Below are 13,980 nucleotides of genomic sequence, written 5' to 3'. Positions count from 1 at the left end.
GTCGACGGTGGGGGCGGCGTCGTCGAGGCGGCGTCCGGCGGCGGCCGCGAGCCGCACCGCGAGCGCCCGGACGTCGGCGGGCGCGCCGAGGTCGACGTCGACGCGGCGCAGGCGTCCCGCGCGCTCGACCCACACGTCGCGCGGGCCGTTGACGAGGACGTCGGTGACGGCGGGGTCGTCGAGCCAGCGCTGCAACGGGCCCGCGCCGAGCAGCTCGTCGGCGACGGCGCGCACGCTCTCGGCGAGCGCGACGGGGCCGAGCAGCGTGCCACCCGCACGCAGCGCCGCGTCGACGAGGCGGGTCATGCCGTCGCCCACGGGTCCGCCGGCGGCGGGCGCACCCTCGCGCAGCGCGTCGCGCACCCGGGCGACGACCGCGGGCGGGACCGGACGCCGCGCGGGGGCGTCGCAGGGCACGGGCCCGGCGCCCCGAGCCGTGACCGACGTGACCGACGTGGCGCCGTGCTGTGGACCGGACCGCCGCACGGCGGGGACCACGGCGCCCCGCTCGTCCGGGCTCACCACCCGGCCCCGCCGCTGGTCAGCCGTCGCGCGACGGCCTCCGCGGCGCGCGTGGCGGGTCCGCGTCCGCCGAGCCCGACCCGTTCGGCGCGCGCCGCCAGGGCGCGGTCGTCGCGGCCCGCGTGCCACACGTCGAGACCGGTCGCGTCGGCGAGGTCGGCGGCGGCCAGCCCCGCGGGGCCCCCGCCGCGGACCACGAGCCCGTGCGGCGCGCCGGACGCGGCGAGCCGGGGGCGCAGCGCGAGCGTGCCGGCGACGCACCGCAGGTCGGGGCGGGCGACCACGACGACCGCGTCGCACGCGGGCAGCGGCGCGTCGCCCTCGACGACGGAGCCGCGGCCGAGGTCCAGCACGAGGGCCCCGACCGTGCGTGCGAGCGCGTGCAGCACGTCGACCCGGACGCCGGCGTCGACGGGCTCGGGGCGCATCCGGTCGGCCGACAGCACGGCGCACGCGCCCCAGCGGGGCAGCAGCGCGAGGACGTCGGCGCCGGGGACGTCGCCGCCGGCGCCGCGCAGGTCGGGCCACCGCGCGCCGTCGACGTCCTCGAGGCCGAGCACGACGTCGACGCCCGCGGCGGCGGGGTCGAGGTCGACGAGCGCCGTGGCGGTGCCGCGGGACAGGCGGCGCGCGAGCAGCGCCGCGAACGTCGAGGCGCCGACGCCGCCGCCTGCGCCGACGACCCCGACCACGGTGGCGCTGCGGGCGTGCTCCATGCGTGCTCCTGCCGGTCCGGGCGGCCGCCGTGGGGCGGATGGCCGTGCGATCGTCGCGCGCCGCACCCACCGCCGTCGGCCCGCGGCCGCCATCTGGGGAGTCCTCGACCGCGACAGGGACTGTGGTCGGTTCGACGCCCGGGGTCCCGCGGTTCGCGCGCGATCACGCGGGACGGGCCCGCCACCTGCCGAGGGCGGAGGGCGGGCCCGCGGCGGGGAGGGCCGTGCGTCGGCGGCTCCCGCTACGCTCGCGCACGTCCGGTCCCCGAGCGTCGCGGAGCGTCATGGCCGTCCCCGTCGACCCCGTCCCCGTCGACCCCGTCGACCCGCTGCCCGTCGACCCCGTCGCGCGCGGCGGGCCGGCGCCGCGCGGGCGCGTCGCCGCGTTCTTCGACCTCGACAAGACGATCATCGCCACGTCGTCGGCGACCGCGTTCTCCAAGGGCTTCCTCGCGCAGGGCCTGCTGACGCGCCGCTCGGTCGTCGCGTCCGCGTACGCGCAGCTCGCGTACCTGCTGGGGGGTGCCGACGAGACGTCGACCGAGCGGCTGCGCGCCGCGCTCGCGCGCACCGTCGCGGGCTGGGACGTCGCGCAGGTGTCGACGATCGTCCGCGAGACGCTGCACGAGTCGATCGACCCGACGGTGTACGCCGAGGCGCTCGACCTCATCGCGCGGCACCGGGCGGCGGGCCACGACGTCGTGGTCGTCTCGGCGTCGGGCGCCGAGGTGGTCGAGCCGATCGCGGCGCTGGTCGGCGCCGACACGGCGATCGCGACGCGCATGACCGTCGAGGACGGGCGGTACACCGGGGAGATCGAGTTCTACGCGTACGGCGAGCACAAGGCGACCGCGATCCGTGACCTCGCCGCCGCGCGCGGCTACGACCTCGCCGCGTGCTTCGCCTACTCGGACTCCGTGACCGACGCCCCCATGCTCGCCGCGGTCGGCCACGGCGCGGTCGTCAACCCCGACCGCGCGCTGCGGCGCCTCGCGCTCGCCGAGGGCTGGGCCGAGCTGACGTTCCGACGGCCCGTGCCGCTGCGCCGGCTCGACCGCCGCGTGGGCGTCACGTCGGGCGCCGTCCTCGCGGCGGGCGTCGCCGTGGTGCTCGCGGCGTGGTGGTGGCACCGGCGGCGCCGTCCCGCCTGACGGTCGTCGCGTCCCACGATCCGGGCGGCACGCTCGGGGGTCCTGCGAGGACGCACGGGACCGTTGCCCCGCCGCGTGCGTCGGGTGTAGGACGGGGTCACAACTGAACGACCGCGAGAGCACCCACGCGCAGGATGGCCCCCCTCTGGGCCGGTCGACCGGGCTCGTCCCGGAGCGACCGCGACGTTGCACGCATGATCACTCTCCGGTCGTCGGTACGCGACGGCGCTCCCTCGGGGCGCCGTCGTCGTGCGTGGGCGTGCCCGACGTCGCTCGGCCGGCCGTCAGCGGCCCCGCCCCGCGCCCGCGTGCCGCCCGGCCAGCACCTCGTCCGCGACGCCGCGCGCGAGGAGCGCACCGCGGCGGACCGCGTCGGCGTGCGCGACGAGCCACGCCGTGACCCCGGCGACGTCGCCCGCCGCGTAGCGCGCCGCCGCGGCGACGTACGCGGGCGGCGCGTCGCACCACACCTCCTCGGGCAGCACGGTGCCCGTCGGGTCGAGGCCCGTGCGCGTCACGAGCAGCCGCGCGAGCGCCCGCGCGACCACGCCGTTGGCCCCGGCGAACGGCCGCACCGCGAGCAGCTCGGCGTGCACGACCGCCGTCACCACGAGGCCCGGCGCGCGCGAGGCGTCGGCGTCCCGCAGGACCGCGGCGACCCGGTCGCTCGCGACCGCCGGCGGCGGCGCCTCCCCCAGGCCGCGCAGGTCGCCCGGCGCCCCCGTCCGCGGCCGCCCGAGGTCGGCGTCGGGCACGACGCCCGCGCCCGCGGCCGCGTGCAGCCGCGCGACCAGCTGCGGCAGCGGCACCACGGCGCCCCCGGGGCGCGCGCCCAGGTCGGGCAGGTGCCGCTCGACGAGCGCCTGCGCGCGCAGCGCCCCCGCCGCGACCGCCTCGACCCCGCCGCCGGGTGCGGACGTCCCGGTCGCCCACGCACGCAGCGCCTCGACCCCGACGGGCGCGCCGTCCAGCGCCGCCGACGCCGCGGCGGCCCGCAGCCCGGCCTCGGCGCGCACCTCGCGCCAGCGCCGCCGGAACGCCTCGTGCCAGCGCAGCTCCTCGCACGCGGCGCGCGCGGCGTCGACCGCGTCACGCACGCCGGGGAGCGCGGCCAGGTCGGCGAGCGGGTCGGGCGCGGCGCCGCTCACGCCGTGAACGTCGCCTCGCCGCGCTCGGGCAGCGCGGCGTCGAGGCGCGCGCGCATCGACGCGGACATCGGGGGCAGGTCGTCGAGGTCGTACCAGGCGGCGTCGGTGTTCTCGCCGTCGGCCGGTGCGGGCACGCCCGACTCCCAGCGGCACCGGAACGTCAGGTCGAGGTACACCGACCGGTCGCCGTTGTCGTACACGACGGGCCCGACGACGCCGACGTGCGCGAGCCGCTGCGCGGTCGCCACGACGTCGGCCTCCTCGAGGACCTCGCGCACCGCCGCGACCGCGGGCTCCTCGGCCGGGTCGACGATGCCCGTGACGGGCGTCCACTCGCCGGTGTCGGCGCGGCGCACCAGCAGCACCTGCGTACGCGCGTCGTGCTCGCGCAGCACGACGGCGGTCACGCCGGGCAGCCAGAGCTGGTCGTGCCCCACGCGCTCGCGCAGGGCCAGGACGAAGGGCGGGGTGGGCACGCGCCGATGCTACGGCCCCCGCCGCCGGGCCCGACGGGCCGGCGGGGCGGTGCGACGCGCGCACCGGCCCCCGGGCGCGCCACGGCGCGCGCGTCCACAATGTCGGCATGGTCTCCGCGCCCTCCGTGTCGTCGTCCATCACCGCCCGCCTCGAGGTGCAGGCCCGTCCCACGGCGGTGTCGGACCTCACGACCGCGATCGAGCGTGCGGGCGGCATCGTCACGGCGCTCGACGTCACCGCGTCGTTCACCGAGACCATGACGGTCGACGTCACGTGCGCGACCCGTGACGCCGACCACGCGGCCGACGTCGTGCGCGCGCTGGAGGGACTCGACGGCGTCACGGTGCAGCGCGTGTCCGACCGCACGTTCCTCATGCACCTGGGCGGCAAGCTGTCGATCGAGTCGAAGGTGCCGCTGCGCAACCGCGACGACCTGTCGATGGCGTACACGCCCGGGGTCGCACGCGTGTGCCAGGCCATCGCCGAGCACCCCGAGGACGCGCGCCGCCTCACGATCAAGCGCAACACCATCGCGGTGGTCACCGACGGCACGGCCGTGCTGGGCCTCGGTGACATCGGCCCGCTCGCGGCGCTGCCCGTCATGGAGGGCAAGGCCGTGCTGTTCAAGCGGTTCGCCGACATCGACGCGTTCCCGATCTGCCTCGACACGACCGACGTCGACCGCATCGTCGACACGGTCGTCGCGATCGCGCCCGCGTTCGCCGGCATCAACCTCGAGGACATCTCGGCGCCGCGCTGCTTCGAGGTCGAGCGCCGGCTGCGCGAGCGGCTCGACGTCCCGGTGTTCCACGACGACCAGCACGGCACGGCGATCGTCGTGGTCGCGGCGCTGCGCAACGCGCTGCGCGTGGTCGGCAAGCGGCTCGCGGACGTGCGCGTCGTGATGTCCGGGGCCGGTGCGGCCGGCACGGCGGTGCTCAAGCTGCTGCTCGCCGCGGGCGCGCGGGACGTCGTCGTCGCGGACGTCGACGGCGTGATCCACCGCGACCGGCCCGGGCTGAGCCCGTCGCTGCGGTGGACCGCCGAGGCCACGAACCACCGGGGCGTCACGGGCACGCTGCGCGACGCGGTCGTCGGGGCCGACGTGTTCGTCGGGCTGTCGGCGCCCGACGTGCTGACCGGGGACGACGTCGCGCGCATGGCGCCCGACGCGATCGTGTTCGCGCTCGCCAACCCGCGGCCCGAGGTCGATCCCGACGACGCCGCACGGCACGCCGCCGTCGTCGGGACCGGGCGGTCGGACTTCGCCAACCAGATCAACAACGTGCTCGCGTTCCCGGGCGTGTTCCGTGGCCTGCTCGACGCGCAGTCGCACCGCATCACCGACGCGATGCTGCTGGCGGCGGCGGAGGCGCTCGCGTCGACGGTGCGGCCCGACGAGCTCAACCCGACGTACATCGTGCCGAGCGTGTTCCACCCCGACGTGACGTCGGTGGTCGCGGCGGCCGTGCGCCGCGCGGCCGAGGCCGACGGCGCGGGCCGCGAGCCGCGCGCCGCGACCGGGGAGATCGCGGCGGTGCGCCTGCGCGAGCACGGCTGACCCCCGCGCGTCCACCCGGACCGCCGGAACTTTCGTCCCACGTCCGGGCTCCGACCACGCACGACGATGGACGCGTGCTGAGCATCCCCGAGGCCGTCGCCGCGCACGGCGACGGCGCCGTCCACAAGGTCGAGCTGACCCGCACCCCCGGGCTCTTCCTCGTCCGCACCATGCTCGCCGGCGCCTACATCGGCATCGGCGTGCTCATCATGGTGACCGCCGGCGGTCCGCTGACGGTCGCCGGGTCGCCGTGGGCGCCACTCGTCAACGGGGCGGTGTTCGGCATCGCGCTCATGGTCGTGCTGGTGGCCGGCGGCGAGCTCGCGACGAGCGCCATGATGATCCTCACGCAGGGCGCGATGCTCGGCCGGGTCGGCTGGGGGCGCGCGGGGCTCACGCTGCTCGCGTGCCTGGCCGGCAACCTGCTGGGTGCGATGGCGTTCGCGGGGCTGCTGCACGTGTCGGGCGTGCTGGCACCGGGCACCGCCGGCGGCGAGGCGATCGCGCGGATGATCGCGCACAAGGCCGAGGCCTCGACGCTGCAGCTCGTGGTCCGCGGCGTGCTGTGCAACGTCATGGTGTGCCTCGCGGTGTGGTGCTGGGCCCGCCTGACCAGCGAGATCGCGCGGATCGCGGCCGTGTTCGCGTGCGTGCTGGTGTTCATCACGTCCGGCTTCGAGCACGTCGTGGCCAACATGACGACGTTCTCGCTCGGGCTGTACGGCGGCCTGCCGCACGCGACCGTCGCCGAGTTCGCCCGGAACGTGCTCGCGGTCGGGCTGGGCAACACGATCGGCGGCGGGCTGCTCGTGGGCGCCGCGTACGCGTACGGCGTCCGGCGCGTGGTCGCCACCGAGACGCTCGTCGTGCCGGACGACGCCGCGCACGCGCCGCGGCCCGAGGCCGCGGGGGCCGCGACCCGCTGACCGTCGGCGCCGGCCGACCATCGGGGTCGGCCGGCCATCGGCTCCGGCCGACCGTCGGGTCCGCTGCCGTCGGGTCCGGCCGACCCGCCGACCGCGGGCGGGCCCGGTGCGTGTCGCCGACGCGCCGCGCGCGACGGGCGGCGTGGCGCGCACGCGCGCAATAGCGTGGCCGCAGGCGCCGCGCGTCACGCGGCCGCGACCCGAGGAGCACGCCGTGAGCACCTCCGACCCGAAGCGCCCGGACGACGACGCCGACACCGACACGGGGCGGCACGCGGTCGCGCGACCCACCCCCGCACCGCCCGAGCCCGCCGCCGACGCACCCGACCCCGTGGTCGCGCCCGGCACCTCGCGCCCGGCCGCCGCGGACCCGTCAGCCACGCCCGCGCCGGCAGCCGCGCCGCCGAGCGCTCCGCCGTCCGGCCACGCCCCCGCGCGCACGTCGGTCGGGGACCGCACGGCGCCCACGCAGGTGGCGGCCGGGTCGTCACCGGCCGGCGACGACCCGGGCACCGGCACGGCACCCCCCACGGGCGCGCCCGTCCCGTCCCCGCCCCGGGCCGAGCGTGACGACGACGAGCTGTTCCCGGACCCGAACGCGCCACGCACGCCGCACGCGGGCACCCACGTGCTCGGGGTGCTCGTGGGCCTCGTGCTCGCCCCGCTCGCGCTCGCGCTGACCCTGGTCGGGCAGAGCCGGATCCTGGTCGTGCAGGCCGACCGCTGGGACGCGTCCCTCGAGCTGCTGGGCATCGCGCTCGTGACGGCCGGCGTGCTGCTGCTCGCCGCCCTGCTCGTGCTCGGGCTGTGGACGGCCGCGGTGCCGCTCACGGCCGGCCTCGTGCTCGGCGTCCTGGGCGGCGTCTACCTGTACGCACCGGGGGTCGCGCGCACGGCGTCGCTCGACGTCGTCGGCGCCGACACGTGGCGCCTCACGGTCACGCAGGTGACCGTCGCCGGCACCTCGGGCACCGCGATCGTGGCCGGGGCGCTGCTGCTCACGGCGGGCGTGGTCGTCGCGCTCGCCCGGCGCCACGGGGTCCGGCTCGGCGTGTTCCGCGAGCGCAACCGCGCGCACTGAGACGTCCCCCGCGGGGCCCTCCGGACGCGTTCCGGTGCGGACCTGTCCGGACCGGGGCTAATGTCCCTTCACGAGGACCACCCAGGTCAGCACCACCGCCGCACCGACGCCGCTGCGCAGGAGACACCGTGACCGAACAGTCTGACGCCCCGACGACACCCGAGACCCCCGAGGCGCCGCACGATCCGCAGGCCACGCAGGGCCTGGAGAACCTGCTCACCGAGGACCGCCGGTTCCCGCCGTCGAGCGAGTTCGCCGCGCAGGCCAACGCGGGCGCCGACCTGTACGCGTGGGCCAACGCGGACCGTCCGGGCTTCTGGGCCGACCAGGCGCGGGACCTGCTGACGTGGTCGACGCCGTTCACGCAGACCCTCGACTGGTCGGACGCGCCGTTCGCGCGCTGGTTCGCCGACGGGCGCCTGAACGCCGCGTACAACGCGGTCGACCGGCACGTCGAGGCGGGCCGCGGCGACCGGGTCGCGCTGCACTTCGAGGGCGAGGGCGGCGACACCCGCACGCTCACGTACGCGGACCTGCAGCGCGAGGTGTCGAAGGCCGCGAACGCCATGGCGGCGCTCGGGGTCGGCACGGGCGACCGCGTCGCGATCTACCTGCCGCTGATCCCCGAGGCCGTGGTGACGATGCTCGCGTGCGCGCGCCTCGGCGCACCGCACTCGGTGGTGTTCGGCGGGTTCTCGGCCGAGGCGCTGAGCAGCCGCATCCTCGACGCCGAGGCGACGCTCGTCGTCACGGCCGACGGCGGCTTCCGGCGCGGCAACCCGTCGGCGCTCAAGCCCGCGGTCGACGAGGCGCTCGCGAAGGGTGCGCCGAGCGTGCGGCACGTGCTCGTCGTGCGACGCACGGGCCAGCCCGTCGAGTGGACGCCGGGCCGCGACGTCTGGTGGCACGAGGCGGTCGACGTCGCGTCGCCGCAGCACGAGCCCGTCGAGGTCGACGCCGAGCACCCGCTGTTCATCCTCTACACGTCGGGCACCACCGGGAAGCCCAAGGGCATCTTCCACACCACGGGCGGCTACCTCACGCAGGCCGCGTACACGCACCTCAACGTCTTCGACCTCAAGCCCGAGACCGACGTGTACTGGTGCACGGCCGACGTCGGCTGGATCACCGGGCACACGTACGTCGTCTACGGGCCGCTGGTGAACGGCGCGACCCAGGTGATCTACGAGGGCACGCCCGACACCCCGCACCGCGGCCGCTGGTGGGAGATCGTCCAGAAGTACGGCGTGACGATCCTGTACACCGCGCCCACCGCGATCCGTACGTGCATGAAGTGGGGCGAGGACATCCCCGCCGGGTTCGACCTGTCGAGCCTGCGCGTGCTCGGCTCGGTGGGCGAGCCCATCAACCCCGAGGCGTGGATGTGGTACCGCCGCGTCATCGGCGCCGACCGCACGCCGATCGTCGACACGTGGTGGCAGACCGAGACGGGCGCGATCATGATCAGCCCGCTGCCGGGGGTCACGGCCACGAAGCCCGGCTCGGCGCAGGTCGCGCTGCCCGGCATCGCGGCGGACGTGGTCGACGACGACGCGAAGCCCGTCCCCAACGGCGCCGGCGGCTACCTCGTCGTCACCGAGCCGTGGCCGTCGATGCTGCGCGGCATCTGGGGCGACCCCGAGCGGTACCGCGACACCTACTGGTCCCGGTTCCGCGACCTGTACTTCGCGGGCGACGGCGCCAAGAAGGACGCCGACGGGGACATCTGGCTGCTCGGCCGCGTGGACGACGTCATGAACGTGTCGGGTCACCGCCTGTCGACCACCGAGATCGAGTCGGCGCTCGTCGCGCACCCGTGGGTCGCCGAGGCGGCCGTGGTCGGCGCGACCGACGAGACCACGGGGCAGGCGGTCGTCGCGTTCGTCATCCTGCGGGGCGACGCCGCCGAGGCCGCGTCGTCCGACGCCGCGACCGTGCAGGAGACGCTGCGCACGCACGTCGCCAAGGAGATCGGGCCGATCGCCAAGCCGCGCCAGATCCTCGTGGTCCCCGAGCTGCCCAAGACGCGGTCCGGCAAGATCATGCGGCGCCTGCTGCGCGACGTCGCCGAGCACCGGCAGGTCGGCGACGCGACGACGCTCGCGGACTCGTCGGTCATGGACCTCATCTCGGCGGGGCTCGCCCGCCCGGCCGCGTCGGCGGACTGACCCCTCCGTCCCGCCCGGGCCCGGCCACGACCGCGCACGGCTGACACGGCACGCGACCCGCGGCGCTCCGGCGCCGCGGGTCGCGGCACCGTCCGCGGGTCATGCCCCGCGGGCCTGCGCGCCCCGCGCACGGGTCGCTCACAGGACCCGCCCAGGCGGAGTGCAGGCGCCCCGCAGCGGGGTGCGCGAGGCTGGTGGGGTGAGCACTCTCCCCACGACCCCGATCGACGTCTCGTCGTTGCCCCGCCCCGACGTCATCCCCCGCGCGGTCATGCGGCAGCTCCTGGGCGGCGGCGACTGGCTGTCGTCGTGGTGGAGCGTCGTGGGCGCGGGCGTGCTGGTCGTCGCGCTCGTGGTGCTCGCGGTGGTGCGACGCCGCCGCCGTCGCCGCGGGTGGCCGTGGGTCGCGGTCTCCGCGTTCGTCACCGTGCTGGGGCTGGGCCTCACCGCCAACGTCATCGCGGGGTACGTGCCCAACGTGCTCGCGCTGCGCGTCTCGCTCGCGTCGTGGGGCTTCGGCGAGGCGCCCGGGCTCAAGCACGGCACCGCGCAGGAACGCGGCGGCGGCTCCGGGCAGGGCGCGTCGACGGCGACGCACGTGCCCGCGCCGGCCGACCTGCGCATGCCGACCGACTCGCTCACCTGGGTCTACACCCCGCCGGGCTACGACCCCGCCGCCGCCACGCGCTACCCGGTGGTGTACCTCGTGCACGGCAGCCCGGGCGCGTCGGGCGACTGGTTCGCGGCGGGCAACGTCGCGCAGGCGATGGACGTGCTCATCCGCGCCGGCCGGGTGCAGCCCATGATCGTCGTCGCGCCGGACGTCAACGGCACGGGCCCGTCGCCCCGCGACACCGAGTGCCTCGACTCCACGACGGGCGGCTCGCAGGTCGACACCTACCTCACGGACGTGCTCGTCCCGTGGGTCGACGCGCACTACCGGACGGTCGCCGACCGGTCGGGGCGCGCGTTCGGCGGGTTCTCGTCCGGCGGGTACTGCGCGCTCGACCACGGCCTGCGGCACGCCGACCAGTTCGCCGCGATCCTCGCGATGGGCCCCTACGCCGACCCGGGCGAGGGCGGGCACGCCATGCTCGCGACGCAGGCCGAGTGGGACGCGCACGACGTCATGAAGTACGCCCCGACGATCGCGCTGCCGTCGCCGCTGACGCTGTTCCTCTCGGTGCCCGCGGACGAGAACAGCATGAGCGTGCGGCACGCGGCCCAGGTCGCGACGACGCTCGCGGGCCGCGGCGTGGACGTCGTGTGGCGCGAGGAGCCCGGCCAGACGCACACCTGGACGATGGCGCGCGCGACCCTGCCGTACGCGCTCGTGACGGCGTCGGAGCACCTCGCGGCGTCCTGACGGGGCAGCCTCGCCGCTGCGCTCGGACCGGCCGGTCGAAGCGCTTGCTTCCGCGGGGTCGACGAAACGCTTCACCGATGGAGGGCTCCCGAGCGCGCTGGTTGTCTGACGGCGCACCCCGCACCGTGCGGCCCCCGGGCCCGCGGCCGGGTGCTCCCTGACACCCTTCGCGGAACGAGGACGTCCATGAAGAGCACCTCCCTGCGTGCGGCCGCCGCGTGCGGCGCCGCGCTGCTGGCCGTCGGCGGGCTCACGGCCGCCGCCACGACCGCCTCCGCCTCCGCCGCCGACCCCGTCGGCCTGCACGTCTCCGGCACGCAGCTCGTCGAGCGCGACGGCACGCCGTTCGTCGCGCGCGGCGTCAGCCACGCCCACACCTGGTACACGTCGCAGACGCCCACCGCGATCCCCGCGATCCGCGCCGCCGGCGCGAACGCGCTGCGCGTCGTGCTGTCCGGCGGGCGCTGGACGGCGAACAGCGCCGCCGACGTCGCGGACGTCATCGAGCTGTGCCGCGACAACCAGCTCGTGTGCATGCTCGAGAACCACGACACCACCGGGTACGGCGAGCAGGCCGGCGCCGTGAGCCTCGACGCCGCCGCCGACTACTTCGTGTCCCTCAAGCCCGTGCTCGAGGGCACCGAGGACTTCGTCCAGATCAACATCGGCAACGAGCCGACGGGCAACAACGAGCCCCAGGTCACGGGCTGGACCACCGCCACGTCGGCCGCGATCGCGAAGGTCCGCGCCGCTGGCCTGCGGCACAACATCGTGGTCGACGCACCCAACTGGGGGCAGGACTGGAAGGGCGTCATGCGGGACACGGCCGCGACCGTCGCCGCGGCCGACCCCGAGGGCAACACGCTGTTCTCCGTGCACATGTACGGCGTCTACGCGCAGGCGTCGACCATCACCGCCTACCTCGACGCGTTCGAGGACGCCGGGCTGCCCCTGGTGATCGGCGAGTTCGGCCACGACCACTCGGACGGCGACCCCGACGAGGCGACGATCATGCGCGAGGCCGTCGAGCGCGGCATCGGCTACTACGGCTGGTCGTGGTCCGGCAACAGCGGCGGCGTCGAGTACCTCGACATGGTGCGGAACTTCGACCCCGCGCAGAAGACCGACTGGGGCCGGCTGATCTTCGACGGGCCGAACGGCATCCGCTCGACCGCCCGCACCGCGACGTTCTTCTCGGGAGCGACGCCCACGCCGACCCCGACACCCACGCCGACTCCGACGCCCACCCCCACCGCGACACCCACCCCGACGCCGACGCCGACCGCCACGCCGGGCGGTGCGTGCAGCGCGGTGCTCACGGTCGGCAGCGCGTGGCCCGGCGGCTTCCAGGGCTCGGTGACGGTCACGGCCGGCACGCGTGCGCTGACCGGCTGGACCACGTCGTTCACGCTGCCGGGCGGCGCGGCCGTCGCGCAGGGCTGGAGCGGCACGTTCAGCAGCACGGGCGGCCTGCAGACCGTCGCGAACGCCGCGTGGAACGGCGCGCTCGGCGCCGGCCAGTCGACGACCTACGGGTTCATCGGCTCGGGCACCGCCCCCACCGGCACGATCCCGGTCACCTGCCGCTGACCCCTGCTCCCGCCGGCCCCGCCCGACGCCCGGGCGGGGCCGGCGGGGCGTGACCACCCCCGGCCGGCGTGCGCCTAGTGCCGGGGTCCGGAGTGCCGGAGTGAGCCGAGCCGACCACAGGACCGGTCGTCGAGCTCGCTCGGTCCACGGGCGACGACGGTGCCGGTCACCGCGGCAGGTCGGCGGGCAGCCTGACGTCATGACCGACGTCAGCGCGCACGACGGCGCCGCGGCTCCGGCCGACGGCGCACGACGAGGGCGCCGCCCGGGTCGCGGCTGGCAACGCGTGACGTGGGGCCTGCACCGCCCTTCGGGTCTCGACCCGCTGCTGGCGTGGAAGGTCGTGCTGCCGTCGACGGCGGTCGTCTCTCACCTGACGGCCGCCGCCCTCCACGGCTGGTGGACGCCGACGATGGCGCCGCAGCTGCCGCTCCTCGTGGACCAACCGGCCACCACCCACCGCACGCGTCGGCCCGGCGTCCGGGTCACCCGCACCCATGGTCCGGTGCCTGCGACGGACGTCCGGGGCGTGCGGGTCGCCGACCCTGCCCACACCCTGCTGGCGTGCGCGCGCGACCTGGCCCTGCTCGACCTCGTCGTCCTGGTCGACTCGGCGCTGCGCTCGAGCTGCACGGTCGAGGACGTCCGCGCCGTCTGCACACCGCGACGGCGCGGCGTCGTCGCGCTCCGCGAGGCCCTCATGTTGGCCGATCCACGCGCCGAGTCACCCTGGGAGAGCGTGCTTCGCCTCATGCACGTGGCGTTCGACGTCCAGGTCGTGCCCCAGCACACGGTCCACGACGACGCCGGTCGGTTCGTCGCGCGTGCAGACCTGTGGCTCGAGGGCACGACGACGATCCACGAGTACGACGGCGCGGTGCACCGCACGGCTGACCAGCACCGCGCAGACCTGCGCCGCGACCGCGCCCTCGTCGGCGCCGGCTGGACCCGTCGGGGGTTCACGGCGTCCGACCTGTGCGACCGACCCGCCGAGGTGCTGCACGACCTCGACCGGGCACTCGGACGACCTCACGTCCCCGAACGGCTCCGGCGGTGGGCGGCCCTGCTGGACCAGTCGACCTTCACCGCACGCGGGCGCGCTCGGCTCCTACGCCGCCTGGCCCCGCCCCAGCCGGCGCGGGTCAGGTCCCTCGCGGCCCGCCCGACCCCCGACGACGCCGTCTGACGGACGCGCACCCACCGACAGACGCACGTCGCCCGACGGGCGTGCACCCCCTCCGGGCACCCACCCACCCACCCACCCACGGACGAGC

The 13,980-nt window shown here is 76.6% G+C and carries 11 protein-coding genes and 1 pseudogene; 8 read left to right on the top strand and 4 right to left on the bottom strand.

Annotation, left to right across the window (positions count from 1 at the left end; genetic code table 11):
- Nucleotides 1-363 (bottom strand): annotated as a pseudogene (locus tag CS2_RS15440) (TadA family conjugal transfer-associated ATPase); the annotation flags it as partial.
- A gap of 155 nt (nt 364-518) precedes the next feature.
- Nucleotides 519-1,238 (bottom strand): CpaE-like family protein, encoded by a 720-nt coding sequence (locus CS2_RS15435; RefSeq protein ID WP_070320652.1) that lies wholly within the window; start codon nt 1,236-1,238, stop codon nt 519-521.
- Between the two features lie 284 nt (nt 1,239-1,522).
- Between CS2_RS15435 and CS2_RS15430 the strand changes: the two genes are divergently transcribed.
- Entirely contained in the window at nt 1,523-2,389 is an 867-nt protein-coding gene (locus CS2_RS15430; protein ID WP_082740284.1) for an HAD family hydrolase, read from the top strand.
- Between the two features lie 284 nt (nt 2,390-2,673).
- On the opposite strand, the gene CS2_RS15425 is transcribed toward CS2_RS15430, so the two are convergent.
- Entirely contained in the window at nt 2,674-3,537 is an 864-nt protein-coding gene (locus CS2_RS15425) for a Fic family protein (RefSeq protein WP_070320651.1), read from the bottom strand.
- Nucleotides 3,534-4,013, bottom strand: a complete 480-nt coding sequence (locus tag CS2_RS15420) for an NUDIX hydrolase (RefSeq protein WP_070320650.1) — start codon at nt 4,011-4,013, stop codon at nt 3,534-3,536. The genes CS2_RS15425 and CS2_RS15420 overlap by 4 nt, the downstream gene beginning before the upstream one ends.
- Nucleotides 4,014-4,120: 107 nt before the next feature.
- On the opposite strand from CS2_RS15420, the gene CS2_RS15415 reads away from it, so the two are divergent.
- The 7 genes from CS2_RS15415 to CS2_RS15385 all read left to right on the top strand — a co-directional run bounded on the left by CS2_RS15415 (nt 4,121) and on the right by CS2_RS15385 (nt 13,892).
- Nucleotides 4,121-5,575, top strand: a complete 1,455-nt coding sequence (locus CS2_RS15415; RefSeq protein ID WP_070320649.1) for an NAD-dependent malic enzyme — start codon at nt 4,121-4,123, stop codon at nt 5,573-5,575.
- A gap of 74 nt (nt 5,576-5,649) precedes the next feature.
- On the top strand, nt 5,650-6,501 hold the full coding sequence (locus tag CS2_RS15410; protein ID WP_082740283.1) for a formate/nitrite transporter family protein: 852 nt from the start codon (nt 5,650-5,652) through the stop codon (nt 6,499-6,501).
- A 214-nt stretch (nt 6,502-6,715) separates the two neighbouring features.
- Complete coding sequence (locus CS2_RS15405; protein WP_134852477.1) at nt 6,716-7,582, top strand: hypothetical protein; 867 nt, start codon at nt 6,716-6,718, stop codon at nt 7,580-7,582.
- A gap of 203 nt (nt 7,583-7,785) precedes the next feature.
- Entirely contained in the window at nt 7,786-9,750 is a 1,965-nt protein-coding gene (gene acs, locus CS2_RS15400) for an acetate--CoA ligase (RefSeq protein ID WP_070320653.1), read from the top strand.
- A 199-nt stretch (nt 9,751-9,949) separates the two neighbouring features.
- Entirely contained in the window at nt 9,950-11,116 is a 1,167-nt protein-coding gene (locus CS2_RS15395; protein WP_156442163.1) for an alpha/beta hydrolase, read from the top strand.
- A gap of 186 nt (nt 11,117-11,302) precedes the next feature.
- Nucleotides 11,303-12,706, top strand: coding sequence for a cellulase family glycosylhydrolase (locus CS2_RS15390; RefSeq protein ID WP_070320646.1), 1,404 nt, complete (start codon nt 11,303-11,305; stop codon nt 12,704-12,706).
- A gap of 199 nt (nt 12,707-12,905) precedes the next feature.
- Nucleotides 12,906-13,892 carry a PDDEXK family nuclease gene (locus CS2_RS15385; RefSeq protein ID WP_070320645.1) on the top strand — a complete coding sequence of 329 codons (987 nt, stop codon included), beginning with the start codon at nt 12,906-12,908 and terminating at the stop codon, nt 13,890-13,892.
- Nucleotides 13,893-13,980 lie beyond the last annotated feature (88 nt).

Origin of the sequence: Cellulomonas iranensis NBRC 101100 = JCM 18110, assembly GCF_001552375.1 — a bacterium.
GTDB classification, from domain to species: domain Bacteria; phylum Actinomycetota; class Actinomycetes; order Actinomycetales; family Cellulomonadaceae; genus Cellulomonas; species Cellulomonas iranensis.
Note: the sequence above shows the minus strand (reverse complement) of the source record. Positions and strands in the feature narration are given on the sequence as shown.